12 protein-coding genes and 1 pseudogene are annotated in these 16,133 nt (G+C 74.1%); 5 read left to right on the plus strand and 8 right to left on the minus strand.

What is annotated here, in order from left to right:
* Window positions 1–214: 214 nt before the first annotated feature.
* A complete protein-coding gene (locus E6R18_RS27330; RefSeq protein ID WP_136319562.1) occupies window positions 215–859 on the minus strand; it encodes a class I SAM-dependent methyltransferase in 645 nt (214 codons plus the stop codon).
* A gap of 112 nt (window positions 860–971) precedes the next feature.
* Window positions 972–2,300 (minus strand): M20/M25/M40 family metallo-hydrolase, encoded by a 1,329-nt coding sequence (locus E6R18_RS27335; RefSeq protein ID WP_136319563.1) that lies wholly within the window; start codon window positions 2,298–2,300, stop codon window positions 972–974.
* A gap of 54 nt (window positions 2,301–2,354) precedes the next feature.
* Between E6R18_RS27335 and pepE the strand changes: the two are divergent.
* Window positions 2,355–2,870, plus strand: a pseudogene (gene pepE, locus E6R18_RS27340) (dipeptidase PepE); the annotation flags it as partial.
* Here the strand turns inward: pepE and E6R18_RS27345 are convergent.
* A complete protein-coding gene (locus E6R18_RS27345; protein WP_136319564.1) occupies window positions 2,833–4,674 on the minus strand; it encodes an MFS transporter in 1,842 nt (613 codons plus the stop codon). The pseudogene pepE and the gene E6R18_RS27345 overlap by 38 nt on opposite strands.
* Window positions 4,675–4,941: 267 nt before the next feature.
* Between E6R18_RS27345 and E6R18_RS27350 the strand changes: the two genes are divergently transcribed.
* The 3 genes from E6R18_RS27350 to E6R18_RS27360 all read left to right on the plus strand — a co-directional run bounded on the left by E6R18_RS27350 (window position 4,942) and on the right by E6R18_RS27360 (window position 9,842).
* Window positions 4,942–7,119, plus strand: a complete 2,178-nt coding sequence (locus tag E6R18_RS27350; protein WP_136319565.1) for an acyl-CoA dehydrogenase family protein — start codon at window positions 4,942–4,944, stop codon at window positions 7,117–7,119.
* Window positions 7,120–7,131: 12 nt separating this feature from the next.
* Window positions 7,132–8,328, plus strand: a complete 1,197-nt coding sequence (locus E6R18_RS27355) for a lipid-transfer protein (RefSeq protein WP_136319566.1) — start codon at window positions 7,132–7,134, stop codon at window positions 8,326–8,328.
* An 80-nt stretch (window positions 8,329–8,408) separates the two neighbouring features.
* Window positions 8,409–9,842 (plus strand): MFS transporter, encoded by a 1,434-nt coding sequence (locus E6R18_RS27360; protein ID WP_168712450.1) that lies wholly within the window; start codon window positions 8,409–8,411, stop codon window positions 9,840–9,842.
* 69 nt (window positions 9,843–9,911) lie between these two features.
* On the opposite strand, the gene E6R18_RS27365 is transcribed toward E6R18_RS27360, so the two are convergent.
* The 5 genes from E6R18_RS27365 to E6R18_RS27385 are packed head-to-tail and all read right to left on the minus strand — an operon-like array spanning window position 9,912 to window position 14,922.
* The gene (locus E6R18_RS27365; RefSeq protein WP_136319568.1) at window positions 9,912–11,354 is read right to left on the minus strand and encodes a glycosyltransferase family 39 protein; all 1,443 of its coding nucleotides are present in this window, start codon (window positions 11,352–11,354) and stop codon (window positions 9,912–9,914) included.
* A 46-nt stretch (window positions 11,355–11,400) separates the two neighbouring features.
* Window positions 11,401–12,033 carry a response regulator transcription factor gene (locus E6R18_RS27370; RefSeq protein ID WP_136319607.1) on the minus strand — a complete coding sequence of 211 codons (633 nt, stop codon included), beginning with the start codon at window positions 12,031–12,033 and terminating at the stop codon, window positions 11,401–11,403.
* Between the two features lie 5 nt (window positions 12,034–12,038).
* Complete coding sequence (locus E6R18_RS27375; protein ID WP_136319569.1) at window positions 12,039–13,274, minus strand: sensor histidine kinase; 1,236 nt, start codon at window positions 13,272–13,274, stop codon at window positions 12,039–12,041.
* Window positions 13,275–13,285: 11 nt separating this feature from the next.
* Complete coding sequence (locus tag E6R18_RS27380; protein ID WP_136319570.1) at window positions 13,286–14,008, minus strand: ABC transporter permease; 723 nt, start codon at window positions 14,006–14,008, stop codon at window positions 13,286–13,288.
* Window positions 14,008–14,922: an ABC transporter ATP-binding protein gene (locus E6R18_RS27385; protein WP_136319608.1), complete on the minus strand. Its 915-nt coding sequence runs from the start codon at window positions 14,920–14,922 to the stop codon at window positions 14,008–14,010. Before E6R18_RS27385 ends, E6R18_RS27380 begins: the two co-directional genes overlap by 1 nt.
* A gap of 322 nt (window positions 14,923–15,244) precedes the next feature.
* On the opposite strand from E6R18_RS27385, the gene E6R18_RS27390 reads away from it, so the two are divergent.
* The gene (locus E6R18_RS27390; RefSeq protein ID WP_136319571.1) at window positions 15,245–16,114 is read left to right on the plus strand and encodes a MaoC/PaaZ C-terminal domain-containing protein; all 870 of its coding nucleotides are present in this window, start codon (window positions 15,245–15,247) and stop codon (window positions 16,112–16,114) included.
* The last annotated feature ends 19 nt before the right edge of the window (window positions 16,115–16,133 follow it).

The raw sequence follows: 16,133 nt of genomic DNA on the forward strand, positions 1-16,133 counted from the left end.
GATCTCCCGGCCGGGCCTGCGCGGCGCCGCCGTCGCCGCCGCAGCCGGCGAGGCCCAGGCACATCAGGGCCGCCGCGGCGGCGAGCAGGACCGGGCGGCGCGGGGCGGGGGGAAGGCTCTCGTCGTGACGCACCCGGCGATGCTATCCGTCGGACCCGGCGGCGTCCGGGGTGTTCACGGACCGGCCGGGAACACCCCGCAGGGGCCCCTGGACTCAGATCCCCGGCCCCGTGCGCCGCAGGACGCGCAGCGAGTCCGTGACGGAGACCTCCGTGAACGCCCCCGACTCCAGCGCCCGCAGATACACCCGGTACGGGGCCTGACCGCCGTGCGCGGGGTCCGGGAAGACGTCGTGGATCACCAGCAGGCCGCCCTCGGCGACATGCGGCGCCCAGCCCTCGTAGTCGCCGTTCGCGTGCTCGTCGGTGTGGCCGCCGTCGATGAAGACGAGGCCGAGCCCGCCGCCCCACACCGCCGCGACCTGCGGCGAGCGCCCCACGAGCGCCACCACGTGCTCCTCCAGGCCCGCCGCGTGCAGCGTCCTGCGGAACGTGGGCAGCGTGTCCATCCGGCCGACCTCGGGGTCCACCACCGTCGGGTCGTGGTACTCCCAGCCGGGCTGCTGCTCCTCGCTGCCCCGGTGGTGGTCGACGGTGAGCGCGGTGACACCCGCCGCCCGCGCCGCGTCGGCCAGCAGGATCGTGGAACGCCCGCAGTAGGTGCCGACCTCCAGCAGCGGCAGGCCCAGCGCGGCGGCCTCGGAGGCGGCGGCGTACAGCGCCAGCCCCTCGACCACCGGCATGAAGCCCTTGGCGGCCTGGAACGCGGCGAGAATCTCCGGCTTGGGCTCGGCGGCCACGGGGTTCCTCCTGGTGGGGCGGGGACTGCGACGACGGGTGGGCGACGGCGCCATCGTGCCGTACGCCCCCGCCGAAGGTACCGGCGGGGGCGTACGGCGGGTCCGCGAAGGCTCAGCAGCTCTGCCAGAGGCGGGTCATGACGCGGACGCCGAAGCGCAGCCCCTCCAGCGGCACGCGCTCGTCCACCCCGTGGAAGAGCCGGCCGTAGTCCAGGTCGTGCGGCAGCTTCAGGCCCTTGAAACCGAAGCAGCGGATGCCCAGGTGTGTGAACGCCTTCGCGTCCGTGCCGCCCGGATTGCAGTACGGCACCGGGTGGCCGTCCGGGTCCTCGGCGCGCACCGCGTCGCACATGGCGTCCACGAGCGGGCCGTCGAACGCCGTCTCCATCGCGATGTCGTGGTTGACCCACTCACGGCTGACCGAGGGCAGCAGCAGCCGGTCGATGGTGTCGATCAGCTCCTGCTCGTGGCCGGGCAGGAAGCGGCCGTCGACGCGGGCGGTGGCCTTCCCCGGGATGACGTTGGTCTGGTAGCCGGCGTCGAACATGGTGGGGTTCGCCGAGTTGCGGAGCACCACCTGCATGAAGTCCGCGACCGGGCCGAGCTGCGCGAGGCTGCCCTCGATGTCGTCCTCGTCGAACTCGACACCGTAGAGCCGGGCGGCCTCTTCGAGCAGGGCGCGGACCGGTTCGATCAGCCGGACCGGGAAGGTCTCGCGGCCGATCCGGGTCAGCGACTCGGCGAGGTCGGTGACCGCGTTCTCGTCGTTCGGGGACGAGCCGTGGCCGGCCCGGCCGGTGGCGGTCAGCTCCATCCAGGCCATGCCGCGCTGGGCGTTCTCGATCGGGTACAGGCGGCGGGTGCCGTCGAGGGCGAAGGAGAACCCGCCGCCCTCGCCGATCGCCTCGGTGACCCCGGCGAACAGCTCCGGGCGGTGCTCGACCAGCCAGTGGGCGCCGAACTCGCCGCCCGCCTCCTCGTCGGCGAGGAAGGCGAGGACCAGATCGCGCGAGGGTGCCGTACCCGTTCGGGCGAGGTGCCGGGCGGTGGCCAGCATCACGGCCACCGTGTCCTTCATGTCGATCGCGCCCCGACCCCACAGGTAGCCGTCCCGGATCTCGCCGGAGAAGGGCGGCACCTGCCACTCGGAGGCGTCCGCCGGGACCACGTCCAGGTGGCCGTGGACCAGCAGGGCGCCGCGCTCCGGGTCGCGCCCGGCGATCCGCGCGATGACGCCGGCCCGGCCCGGCGCGGACTCGATCAGCTCCGAGGCGATGCCCACCTCCGCGAGGCGGGCCACCACCCACTCGGCGCTCGCGCGCTCGTCGCTCGTGGGGTTGGAGGTGTCGAACCTGATCAGCTCGGCGCAGAGGTCGATGACCTCCGCCTGGGCCTCGTCGGAGGCCGGGACCAGGGCGGGGGATTCGGATGCGGTGCTCATGCTGCTCCCACGGGGGTGCTGGTGCGGGCGGCGGGGGTGGTGCCGCCCTCGTCGCACGGCGTCCACGAGCACGCGGGCCCGGTCGCCGCGCTCGCCGCCGCCGACGCGGTGTTCATCGGCGGCGGCAACTCCTTCCGGCTGCTGAGCGCGCTGTACCGGACCGGGCTGCGGGACGCGGTGCGCGGGGCCGTACGGGCGGGGCTGCCGTACATGGGGGCGAGCGCCGGGACGAACATGGCGGCGCCCACCCTGCGGACGACCAACGACATGCCCATCGTGCAGCCGCCGTCCTTCGAGGCGCTGGGCCTCGTCCCGTTCCAGATCAACCCGCACTACCTCGACCCGGACCCGGACAGCACCCACAAGGGCGAGACCCGCGAGGAGCGGCTCACCGAATTCCTGGAGGAGAACGACGTGCCGGTGCTCGGCCTGCGCGAGGGCTCCTGGCTGCGGCTCGAAGGTGAGGCCGCCCGGGTCGACGGGGCCCGCCCCGCCCGGGAGCTCGCGGTGGGGACGGACGTCTCCTACCTGCTCACGACCGCAGCGCGGTTCGACGCTCCGGCACGCTGACCGTCAGCGCCAGGTCCGTGTCCACCGGGCCGCCGTCCGCCGGGCAGGCCGCCGGCCAGGCGCGCGGCGCGTAACCGGTGGCCGACGCGGCCAGCACGAAGGTGCCGGAGCCCGGGGCCGTCAGCGCCCAGCGGCCCGAGGCGTCGGTGGTGGTGAGCCCGGCCTGCCGGCCCTGCCGGTCGATCAGGGTCACGTTGGCCCCGGCCACCGGCGCCCCGTCCGCCTCCAGCACCCGGCCCCGGAAGCCGCGGGGGCCGGACAGCGGAAGCGGGGCGACTGCCCCGACGCCGGCCCCGGCCCCGACGCCGACACCGGCCCCGGCCCCGCCACGCCGGGCCGCCGCGTCGCCCTCGCTGTTCGCCAGGAGCACGGGAGCGGTGGCGGTGCGCCGTGAGGGCAGGAACGAGGCCAGGACGAGGCCGGCCACCACCGCGCCCGTCGCGATGAGGAACGAGGTGCGGAAGCCCTGCATGGTGGGCACCGCGACCGTCCCCATCCGGATCGAGGTGTGGGCCAGGACCATGCCGATCACCGCGCTCGACACGGAGGTGCCGATCGAGCGCATCAGGGTGTTCAGCCCGTTGGCCGCGCCGGTCTCGGAGGCGTCGACGGCCCCGATGATCAGGGCGGGCAGCGAGGAGTAGGCGAGCCCGATGCCGGCGCCGAGCAGGACCGCGATGACCACGGTCTGCCAGGCGGCGCTCATCAGGCCGAGCCCGGCCCCGTAACCGATCGCGATGACCAGCATGCCGAGAATCAGCGAGACCTTCGGGCCCCGGCGGGCGGAGATCCGGGCGTACAGCGGGGCGACGAACATCATCGTCAGGCCGAGCGGGGCCACGCACAGCCCGGCGACCACCATCGACTGGCCGAGGCCGTAGCCGGTGGACTTCGGCAGCTGGAGCAGCTGGGGCAGGACCAGCGAGACGGCGTAGAAGGCGACGCCGACCATGATCGAGGTCAGGTTGGTCAGCAGCACCTCGCGGCGGGCCGAGGTCCGCAGATCGACCAGCGGGGCGTCGCTGCGCAGCTCGAACAGCCCCCACAGCACCAGCACGACCAGCGACGCGGCGATCAGCCCGAGCGTGGTGGGCGAGGCCCAGCCCCAGTCACCGCCCTTCGTGACGGGCAGCAGCAGGAGGACGAGGCCGAGCGAGAGGCCGAGCGCCCCGACGACGTCGAACCGGCCGGGGGCGCGCAGCGAGGTCTCGGGCACGGCCAGCACGGTCAGCACCATGGCCAGCACGCCGAGTCCGGCGGAGCCGAAGAAGAGGGTGTGCCAGTCGGTGTGCTGGGCGACGAGCGCGGCGGCGGGCAGCGCGAGTCCGCCGCCCACCCCGATCGACGAGCTCATCAGGGCCATGGCCGAACCCAGCTTCTCGCGCGGCAGCTCGTCGCGCATGATGCCGATGCCCAGCGGGATGGCGCCCATGGCGAAGCCCTGGAGCGCGCGGCCCACGATCATGATCACGAGGTCGTCGCTGAAGGCGCATATCAGTGAGCCGACGACCATCACGGCGAGGCTGGCCAGCAGCATCCGGCGCTTGCCGTTCAGGTCCCCGAGCCGCCCCATGATCGGGGTGGAGACGGCTCCGGCGAGCAGGGTGGCGGTCATCACCCAGGTCGCGTCGGCGGGGGAGGTGTGCAGAAGGGCGGGCAGATCCTTGATGACGGGGACGAGCAGGGTCTGCATCACCGCGACGGTGATGCCCGCGAAGGCGAGCACGGGGACGATCCCCCGGCCCGCCCTCGCGCGCGGATCGGGAAGCTCCGCGGTGGGCTGTTCGTGCGTCGTCTGTGGCATGCGTGCGGCCTCCGGGCAGCGGTGCGAGCGGCAAAAGGGCGGGGCGGACGGTCGTGCGTCCCGGTCATGGACAGCGCCGACCGCCAAGTCTGTGCAGGGTGAACCTTCCTCGGCTACGGCGTATTCCGGTGAACGAGGGGCGAACAGGGCGCGCTCACCGGCCGGCGCACACAACCGCAGTGATCCAGCCTGCCCCTGACCTTCCGTCAGATTGCAACGTGTTCTACTCTTGCGCCGTTCCAATGGCTGCGACCGGCGAGGATGCGCATGGGCATCGGGATCACCGAAGAACACAGGGCGCTCGCACAGGCGGTACGAGGTTGGCTGGCCCGAGCCGTACCCCCGGGCGCGGTCCGCGCCCTGCTCGACACGGACACCCCCGCCGGCGCACGCCCCGCGCACTGGGACGGCCTCGCCGGACAGGGCCTGCTCTCCATCCATCTGCCCGAGGCGGACGGGGGCTCGGGCGGCGGCCTCCTCGACCTCGCCGTCGTCCTCGAAGAGGCCGGCCGCGCCGCGCTCCCCGGCCCGTACCTGGCGCACACCCTCACCGCCGCCGTCCTGCACGCCGCCGGCGCCGGCGCACTGCTCCGGGACCTCGCCACCGGCCGCCGCATCGGCGCCGCCGCCCTCGCCCCCGGCAGCCTCACCGCCGCCCCGCACGGCGACGGCCACCTGCTCGACGGCGCGGCGCCCCCCGTCCTGTCCGGGGCCGACGCCGGGCTGCTGCTGCTCCCCACCGCCTGCGAGGGCGCTGTCCGCTGGTTCGCCGTGGACGCCGACGCGCCGGGGCTCACCGTGCGCCCCCACCGCGGCGCCGACCCGACCCGGCCCACCGCCGAGGTCCGGGCCGCCCGCGTCCTCGTCCCCGCCGGGCGGCTGCTGCACCCCGGCCCGGACCTCGTCCACGACCTGGCCGCCGTCCTGTTCGCCGCCGAGGCGTGCGGAACCGCCGCCCGCGCCCTGGACACCGCCACCGAACACGCCAAGGTCCGCGAGCAGTTCGGCCGGCCCATCGGACAGTTCCAGGGCGTCAAGCACCTGTGCGCCGACATGCTGGTACGCCTCGAACAGGCCCGCGCCCTGACCTGGGACGCCGCCCGCGCGGCCGGCGACCCGCAGCAGCCGGACGAGGTACGCGCACTGACCGCCGCCCTCGCCGCGGCCACCGCGCTCGACGCCGCGTACACCTGCGCCAAGGACGCCGTCCAGATCCTCGGCGGCATCGGGTTCACCTGGGAGCACGACGCCCACCTGTACCTGCGCCGGGCCCTGGTCGCCCGGCAGCTGCTCGGGCCCGGCGACACCCACCGCCGGCGGGCCGTGCGGCTCGCCTCCGCCGGGGCCCGCCGCGAACTCGCCCTGGAACTCCCGCCGGAGGCCGAGGCCCACCGCGCCGCGGCCCGCGAGGCCGTCGCCGCCGCCCGGGGCCTCGACCCGAAGGCCGCCCGCCGCGCCCTCGCCCCCACCGGCTACGCCGCCCCGCACCTGCCCGCGCCCTACGGGCTCGACGCCGGACCCGTCCAACAGCTGGTCGTCCAGCAGGAGTTGCGCGCCCAGGGCGTCAAGCTGAGCGACCTCCAGATCGCCACCTGGGTGGTGCCCTCGATCCTCGCCCACGGGACGCCCGAGCAGCAGGAGCGCTACCTCCCGCCCACCCTGCGCGGCGACCTCCTGTGGTGCCAGCTCTTCTCCGAACCCGACGCCGGCTCCGACCTCGCCTCGCTGCGCACCCGCGCCGAACGCACCCCCGAGGGCTGGCGGATCAACGGCCAGAAGGTGTGGACGAGCGGCGCCCAATGGGCCGACCACGGGATTCTGCTCGCCAGGACCGACCCGGACGCGCCCAAGCACCAGGGCCTCGGCTACTTCCTGGTCGACATGAAGCACACCGAGGGCATCGACATCCGCCCGCTGCGGGAGATCACCGGCGACGCCCTCTTCAACGAGGTGTACTTCGACGACGTACTCCTGCCGCCCGACGCACTCGTCGGCGAGGCCGGCGGCGGCTGGCAGGTCGCCCGCAACACCCTGGGCAACGAACGCGTCCACATGGCCGACCAGATGACCTTCGACACCGGCCTGGAGGCGCTGATCGGCCGCGCCGCCGGACTCGACGGCGCCGAACGCGCCCGGATCGGCGCCCTCGCCGCCGAGGCCCACGCCCTGGCCTGCATCGGCCTGCGCACCACGCTCCAGCAGGTCTCCGGGCTCGAACCGGGCGCGGGCGCCTCCGTACGCAAGCTCGTCCAGACCACCCACCAGCAGAAGACCGCCGAACTCGCCCTCGAACTCCTCGGCCCGGACGGGGCGGTGTGCGAAGGGCCGGGGGAGCGGGCGGTGCACGGCTTCCTGATGTCCCGCTGCCTGACCATCGCGGGCGGCACCACGCAGGTACAGCTCAACGTCGTCGCCGAGCGCATCCTCGGCCTCCCCCGGGACTGAAGGGAATCCAAGATGAGGTCCTACATCGTCGGCGTCGGGATGACGAAGTTCGAAAAGCCCGAGACCCGCGACTGGCAGTACTGGGACATGGCGAAGGAAGCCGGAACCGCCGCGCTCGCCGACGCCGGTGTGACGTACGAGGACATCCGGCAGGCCGTCGTCGGCTACTGCTTCCAGCCCTCCACCGCCGGACAGCGCGCCGTGTACGGACTCGGGCTGACCGGGGTGCCCGTCTACAACGTCAACAACAACTGCGCCACCGGCTCGACCGCCCTGATGACGGCCCGGCAGTTCGTGGAGGGCGGCGGCAGCGACTGCGTCCTCGCGCTCGGCTTCGAGAAGATGGCGCGCGGCTCGCTCGGCGGCGGCGGGGCGGACGGTGGCGCGGGCGGTTTCAAGACGTCCCCGGTCGCCCGCCACTACGCGATCATGGCCGCCGCCCACGGCTTCGAGACGACCCCGCCCACCGCCCAGATCTTCGGCAACGCCGCCCGCGAGCACATGGCGCGCTACGGCACGACCGAGGCGCAGCTCGCCGCCGTCGCCGCCAAGAACCACCGCCACTCCGCCGACAACCCGTACGCCCAGTTCCAGGACCCGTACACCGTCGAGGACGTCCTCGCCGCCAAACCCGTCCACCTCCCCCTCACCCGGCTCCAGTGCTCCCCGACCTCCGACGGTGCGGCCGCCGCCGTCGTCGTCTCGGAGCGCTTCGTGGAGCGGCACGGGCTCGGCGCACAGGCCGTCGAGATCGCCGCCCAGACCATGACCACCGACACCGAGGCTTCCTTCGCCTCCGGGACCTGCATCGACGCGGTCGGCCTGCCCATGTCCCGGGAGGCGGCCCGGCAGGTGTACGAGGCGTCCGGTACCGGCCCCGACGACCTCGACGTCATCGAGCTGCACGACTGCTTCTCCATCAACGAACTCCTCACCTACGAGGCGCTCGGGCTGTGCGGCGAGGGCGAGTCCGGCCCGCTCGCCGAGTCCGGGGCCACCACCCACGGCGGGCGCTGGGTGGTCAACCCGTCCGGCGGCCTGATCTCCAAGGGGCACCCGCTCGGCGCAACCGGAATCGCCCAGGCCGCCGAACTCACCTGGCAGCTCAGGGGCGAGGCCGGGGCCCGCCAGGTCCCCGGCGCCCGGACCGCCCTCGCCCACAACATCGGCCTCGGCGGCGCCGCGGTGGTGACCCTGCTGCGCCGCTGAGAAAGGCCCGGGTCCTACGCCGCCGGACCGAGGCCGACCGGACCGGAAACCGATGTACGGGGCGCACGGCGGCTGCGAGTATGACACCCATGGTTGACGTCTCCACGCCCGCGCCGCCCACCGACCGGATCAAGGCCCCCACCTGGGCGGTGGTCCTCGCCGCCTGCGTGGGGCAGTTCCTGGTGGTGCTCGACGTGTCCGTCGTCAACGTCGCCCTCCCCTCCATGCGCACCGACCTGGGGCTCAGCTCCGCCGGGCTGCAATGGGTGCTCAACGCGTACTCGATCGCGTTCGCCGGGTTCATGCTGCTCGGCGGGCGGGCCGCCGACCTCTACGGCCGCAAGCGGATGTTCCTCGTCGGCCTCGGCCTGTTCACCGCCGCCTCACTGGCCGGCGGCCTCGCCCAAGAGGGCTGGCAGCTGCTCGCCGCCCGCGCCGCACAGGGGCTCGGCGCGGCCGTCCTCGCCCCCGCCACCCTCAACCTCCTCACCGCCGCCGTCCCCGAGGGCCCCGCCCGCGCCAAGGCCATCGGCACCTGGATGGCGGTCGGCGCGGGTGGCGGCGCGGCCGGCGGACTGGTCGGCGGGGTGCTCACCGACACCCTGTCCTGGCGGTGGGTCCTCCTGATCAACGTGCCCATCGGGGTGCTCGTCCTGATCGGCGCGGCACTGTGGCTCGCCGAGGGCCGCACGGGCGGCCGCAGCCGCATCGACCTCCTGGGCGCCGTCCTCGTCACGGCGGGCCTGGCCTCCACGGCGTACGGCATCGTGCAGACCGAGGAGTCCGGCTGGAGCGCCGCCGCGACCCTCGTCCCGCTGCTCGGCGGCCCCGTACTGCTCGCCCTGTTCGTCCTCGTGGAGACCCGCACGGCGAGGCCCCTGATGCCGCTGCGGGTCCTCGGGGCGCGGGCGGTGGCCTCCGCGAACGTCGCCATGGTCGTCATCGGCTCGGCCACGTTCTCCATGTGGTACTTCATGACGGTGTACGCGCAGAACGTGCTGGGCTACAGCGCGCTGCAGGCCGGACTCGCCCTGATGCCCTCCTCGTTCGCCGTGGTGCTCGGCTCCAAGGCAGCGCCCCGGCTGATGGCCCGCGTCGGCGCGAAGAACCTCGCGCTCATCGGCACCGCCGTCGCCGCGGCCGGCTTCGGCTGGCAGTCCACGATGAGCGTCCACGGCTCCTACCTCACCGCCGTCTGCCTGCCCGGGGTGCTCATGATGGCGGGCGCCGGACTCGCCTCCACCCCGCTCGCCTCCCTCGCCACCTCCGGCGCGGCCCCCGGTGAGGCCGGACTCGTCTCCGGCCTCGTCAACACCTCCCGCACCATGGGCGGCGCCCTCGGCCTCGCCGTGCTCTCCACGGTCGCCGCCGCCCGCACGGGCGACGGGGCCGACCCGGTCGAGCTGACCGCCGGCTACGCCCTGGCCTTCCGCACGGCGGGCGGGGTCCTGCTCGCCGGGCTCCTCCTGATGGCCCTCTGGCTCCCGCGCCACCGGCCGGCCGTGCGGCTCTGATCCGGTGGCGGAGCCGCGCGTACCCGCGTCACTTCCGCTCGTACCGCGTCACTTCCGCTCGTACCCGCGTCACTTCCGCTCGTACAGCGCCACCCGCCGCCCGCGCACCCGCGCGTCCGCGACCACGGTGAAGTGGTCCCTGAGCACGGCGGCCTTCACCTTCTCCCGCCGTTCCGCTTCCGGCCGGGCCGCCTCCGGCGCGTCCGTGACCAGCAGTATCCGGGGCTGCGCCAGCATCATGTCCCGTATCAGGGCCGGCTCCGCCTCCACCCCGTTCAGCGTCCCGGACTCCAGCGGGCCCCGGGCCAGCGCTATGTCCCGCAGCCCCGTGAACGCGCCGGGGGTGACCAGCTTCGCGTCCCGCCGGGCGCTCGGCAGGAACACCACCGCCGTCCCCGGCTCCTTCAGCCGCCGTATGTCCGCCGTCGTGGCCAGCACATCGTCCACCCGGCTCTCCGGGGACCGCTTGGACAGCGACTGCGGCAGCAGCGCCGCCACCGTTCCTGCGAGCAGCACCGGGACCAGCCACTTCGACGCCGTGGGGAACCGGGGCGCCGCCGCCCGCACCGCCGCCCCGAGCCCGGCCCCCGTCAGCAGCGCCAGGCCCAGCAGGCTGAACAGCACGTACCGGTCCAGGAACAGCGGTTTGACCAGCGAGAGCGCGACCAGGCCCAGCTGGGGGACCGCCAGCAGGGGCAGCCCCACCGAGGCCGGGGACAGCCGCCCCGCGCCCGGCCGGTCCGCCAGCGCCCCGAGGCCGCCGATCGCCAGCAGCACCGCGGGGCCGATCAGCATGTGCCAGGTCAGCGGCGGTATCCAGGACACCTGCTCGGCCTGGCCGGAGGTGAACAGGATCAGCGGCAGCGCACCCGCCAGGGCCGCCGCCGACGCCGCCGCCCACCGCGCCCACACCCCGCGCCCGGCCCCGCTCCACGCCAGCGTCGCCAGATGCGCGGGCAGGATCAGCAGCGAGAACCAGTTCAGCAGCGCGCCGGCCAGGACCGCGCCCGCGTACCCCGCCCAGCGGCCCCACCCGCCGCGCCCCTGGACCAGCGTCACCAGGAGCAGCGTCGAGATCCCCGCCGCCGCCGCGACCAGCGCGTACGGGCGGCCCTCCTGGAAGTAGAACTGCACGGCCGGCAGCAGCCCGAGCACCATCCCGCCGCCCAGGCCCGCCCACGGCCCGGCCAGCCGCCCCCCGATGGCCGTCACGCAGGCCGCCGCCACCGCCATGGCCAGCACGGACGGCAGCCGCAGGGTCGTGGTCGTCGCCCCGAACCAGTCGAACAGGGCGTGCATCAGCAGGTAGTAGACCCCGTGGACCGCGTCGACATGGCTCAGCAGGGCCCGTAAGCCGGAGGTGGAGCGCATGGCCGCCTGCCAGGTGGCTGCCTCGTCCCGCCAGACGCTGTCCTGCCGCGAGAGCCCCCAGAGCCCGAGGCCCAGGGTCCACAGCGCCGGTATCAGCCAGAGCGGAGGGGTGCGCCGGAGCGCGGTGGTGCGAGAAGTCATGAAGTGGCCGGGCCCCAGGGTGGTGGCGGTACGGACGGTCGCGCGCTCAGAGCCAGCCCTGCTGCCGGGCCGCACGGACCGCCTCCATCCGGTTGCGGGTGCCGGTCTTGCCGATCGCCGACGAGAGGTAGTTGCGGACCGTCGACTCCGACAGGTGCAGCTTCGCCGCGATGTCGGCGACCGTCGCCCCGTCCACCGAGGCGACCAGCGCGTCACGTTCCCGCGCGGTCAGCGGGCTCGGTCCGGAACTCAGCGCGGCGGCGGCCAGCGCCGGATCGACCACCGTCTCCCCGGCCAGCACCCGGCGGATCGCCTCCGCCAGCTCCTCGACCGGGCCGTCCTTCACCAGGAAGCCCGACGCCCCGGCCTCCATGGCGCGGCGCAGATAGCCGGGCCGGCCGAAGGTGGTGAGGATCAGCACCCGGCAGTCCGGCACCTCCTCGCGCAGATCGGCCGCCGCGTCCAGACCGCTGCGGCCCGGGAGTTCGATGTCCAGCAGCGCCACGTCGGGCCGGGACGCCAGCGCGGCGGCCACGATCTCGTCGCCCGCCCCGACCTGGGCGACCACCTCGATGTCCGGCTCCAGACCGAGCAGCAGGGCGAGCGCGCCGCGCATCATCCCCTGGTCCTCGGCGAGCAGTACGCGTACGGATGTGGCCGGCGGGTGCTCCTGTGGCATCTCGTTCACCGGCCCAGGGTAGGCGAGTTGCCCGCGCCGTCCCCCGCATCCGGCTCCGCCGCGCCGCCGTCCGTACCGCCGCTCGCGTCGGCCGGGAGTTCGGCGGTGACCACGAAACCGCCGTCCGGGCCCGGGCCGGCCTCCAGGGAGCCGCCGGCCGCGGCGAGCCGTTCGGTCAGCCCCTTCAGGCCGGTGCCGCCGATGCCCGGGGTCGGGGCGGGCCCCTCGGGCCTGCCCCGGCCGTCGTCGGTGACGGTCAGCCGGACCCGCTCCCCGCTGCCGCCGAGCTCGAACACGCAGCGGGCGGCGGTGGAGTGGCGTACGACGTTGGTGACGGCCTCCCGCACCACCCAGCCCAGCAGCGCCTCGGTCTGCGGCGCGAGCGGCGGCCCCGAGCGGCGGACGACCGGCTCGATGCCGGCGGCGGTCAGCGCGGACCTGGCCCGGTCCAGCTCGGTGGCGAGGCTCCCCTCGCGGTAACCGGTGACGGCCTCGCGGATCTCGGTGAGCGCCTGCCGCCCGACGGACTCGATGTCGGCGACCTGGGCCAGGGCCGCGTCCATGTCACGCGGGCCGAGCCTGCGCGCGGCCTCCGACTTCACGACGATGACGGAGAGCGTGTGGCCCAGCAGGTCGTGCAGGTCGCGGGAGAACCGCAGCCGCTCCCGCTCGACGGCGGTGCGGGCCAGCTCCTGCCGGGTGGCGCGCAGCTCCATCACGGTCTCCGACAGTGTGAGGATCGCCGCCGTCACGGCCCCGGAGATGAACGTCCCGTATCCCAGCGTCCACGGCGTCGAGGCGCTGTCCCCGCGCCAGACGGCGATCCAGCACGCGGTGACCGCGAGACCGAGGAGCCCGAGCGCCAGCCGGCGGCGGCGCAGGACCGTACCGCAGGCCAGCGAGAGCAGCGGGAAGAACAGCAGCCAGCTGCCGCCGTAGCCGATGGCCAGGGCGAAGGTGACCGCGGCGAGCGCGCCCAGCAGCACGTACGTCACCGGGCTCTCGCGCCGCTCCTTGACGAAGCCGCGGAACACCACGGAGACGTACAGGGAGTTGAAGGCCAGCAGGCCGGCGCCGCCGATCCACGGGCTGGGGGTCTCGCCCTGGAAGAGGTTGGAGAAGGCGCCCAGCCCCATCAGCAGCCAGGGCAGCAGGGCGTAAGGGCCCGGAGGGCCCGGGCGGCGGCCCTCCTGCCGCAGCCGGCGCCGCTCCTTGCGCGATGGTCTTGCGTTCCGCGGCATGTTCGCTCCCGTCACACGGTCCTGGCGGACCGACGGTACGAGATGCGGGCGTACGCGCCGAACAGCAGGAGCCACGCGGCGAGCACGGCCAGCGTCGTCGCGCCCGGCGCGTGTCCGTCGGTGGTCGCCCAGCCCAGGTCGGCGAACCGGTTGGCGGGCGTGAACCGGCCGACCGAGCGCAGCCACCCGGGCAGCATCTCCAGCGGGAACCACAGTCCGCCGACGACCCCGAAGCCCATCAGGCAGGCGACGTTGACGACGCCGGTGCCCTGCGGGGTGAGCCGGTAGCCGTTGCCCAGGCCGAGCAGGGTGAAGGGCAGCGCGCCGGCCCACAGCACCAGCACCAGCACGGCCCACTGCCAGCCCGCCATCCGCACCCCGTTCACCAGGGCGCCGGCCAGCAGCACGGTCAGGATCACCGGCAGGACGGTCACCGAACCGCTGACGGCCCGGCCCACCACCGCCTCGGTGGGGGAGAGCGGGGTGACCCTCAGCTGCTGGAGCCAGCCCAGCGACTTGTCGGAGGCGACACCCGTACCGATCGACATGGCCGAGCCGAGCGCCCCGTACGCGGCCATGCCGACCATGGAGGCGGTCTTCCAGCCGTCGGCGCCGTCGTCGGAACCGATGTTGGTGAAGATCAGGTACATCAGCACCGGCATTCCCGTACCGAAGACGAGGAAGGAGCCGTCGCGCAGGGTCCGGCGGATCTCCAGCAGGATGTAGCGGAACATCAGACAGTCTCCTTCTCGTCCTTGAGCGGGGTGTCCCCGGGCGCGGTGAGCGCGAGGAAGGCGGTCTCCAGCGTGGCCGGGGAGACCTGGAGGCCGCGGACCAGGCGCAGGCGGGCCAGCTCCATGACCGTGGCGTCGGAGTCGTCGGTGTGCAGCAGGGCGCGGTCCCCGGTCACCTCGACGGCGGTGACCCCGGGCAGCAGCTCCAGGCCCTCGGTGGAGCGGCCCGCGAGGTCGAAGGAGACCTGGTTGCGGCCGGCCGAGCCCTTGATGGTCTCGCCGCTGCCGTCCGCGACGATCCGGCCCCGGTCGATGACGACGATCCGGTCGGCGTTCTCGTCGGCCTCCTCCAGGTAGTGCGTGGAGAAGAGCACGGTGTTGCCGCGCCGGGCGTAGGCCCGCATCGAGTCCCAGAACGCGCGCCGCCCCTCCACGTCGAGGGCGGCGGTCGGCTCGTCGAGCACGATCAGCTCGGGGTTGCCGGCCAGCGCGACGGCGAACCGGACGCGCTGGATCTGGCCCCCGGAGAGCTTGTCGATGCGCCGGTCCGCGTACTGAGCCACCCCGGCCAGGACCAGCGCGTCGGCGACCGGCAGCGGACGCGGGTAGGTGGAGGCGACGAAGGAGACCAGCTCGCGCACGGTCACGCGGGGGATCGGGCGCCCGTCCTGGAGCATGGCGCCGACCAGTCCCGCCCGCACCGCCTGCTCGGGGGAGCGGCCCAGGACCCGCACGGTCCCGGCGTCCGGCTCGTTCAGCCCGAGCAGCAGCGAGATGGCGGTGGACTTGCCCGCCCCGTTGCGCCCGAGGAGGGCCACGGTCTCGCCGCGCCCGATCGTCAGGTCGATCCCGTCGACGGCCCGTACGCTCCGCCCGGCCCGCCCGAAGGTCTTCACCGCCCCGGTGAAGACCACCGCGGCCTCGTCTTCCCTTGTCTGCGTCATGTCTATGAGATTACGGAGCGTGAGCGCACGGCGGCAGATGCACATGTACGCAGTCCGGACTGACAAATGTCACCGCCGCCACGGACGGAACCTTCACCCGCAAGGCAACTGACGGGACGTCAGCGGTCTTCACAACTTCCGGGCGCTGCGTTATACAGGGGGGCAACCGGCTAGAACGCGTTCTAGAACAGGCGCGGTCCCCGGCCCCCGCACGACCTCGGTGCGGCCGACGGTGCGGACGGCCGTGCCGAGGTCTCCCACCGTCGAGGAGCAGTCGAGGAGCAGCTTCCCCATGCCCATTGATGCCGAGAAGGCTCTCGCCGCCGAACCCCGGACCAGCAGGATCGGCTGGGACCACAAGGACGTCCAGCTCTACCACCTCGGCATCGGCGCGGGCGCCCGCCCGGGCCTCGCCGACCCCGCCGTGGACCCCGGCGAACTGCGCTACACGCTGGAGTCCCGGCTCCAGGTGCTGCCCTCCTTCGCCACGGTCGCGGGCGCCGGTACGGGCATGGCGGGGCTCGCCTCGCCCGGCATCGACGTGGACCTCGCCGCCGTCCTGCACGGCGGGCAGAGCGTACGCGTGCACCGGCCGATCCCCGCGAAGGGCGAGGCCGTACAGACCTCGAAGGTCGCCGCCGTGTACGACAAGGGCAAGGCGGCCGTACTGGTGCTGCGGACCGAGGCGGCGGACGACGAAGGACCGCTGTGGACCAACGACTCCGAGATCTTCGTACGCGGCGAGGGCGGTTTCGGCGGCGAGCGCGGCCCGTCCGGGCGCACCGCCCGCCCGGACGCCGCCCCCCGGCAGGTGGTCGAGCGGCCCGTCCGCCCCGACCAGGCGCTGCTGTACCGGCTGTCCGGGGACTGGAACCCGCTGCACGCCGACCCCGGGTTCGCCGCACGGGCCGGCTTCGACCGGCCGATCCTGCACGGGCTGTGCACGTACGGCATCACGCTCAAGGCCGTCACCGACACCCTGCTCGACGGCGACGCGAGCCGCGTCCGCTCCTACCGCGCCCGGTTCGCCGGAGTGGTCTTCCCCGGCGAGACCCTGCGCATCCGGATGTGGACCGCCGAGAACGAGGTGCGGGTGGAGGTGAGTGCCGCGGAGCGCGACGACGCCGTGGTCCTCGGCGACACCTTCGTCGAACACTCCTGAACCCGTGAACTTCTGAGCC

It is taken from the genome of Streptomyces sp. A1277 (assembly GCF_004795015.1).
Taxonomy (GTDB): Bacteria; Actinomycetota; Actinomycetes; order Streptomycetales; family Streptomycetaceae; genus Streptomyces.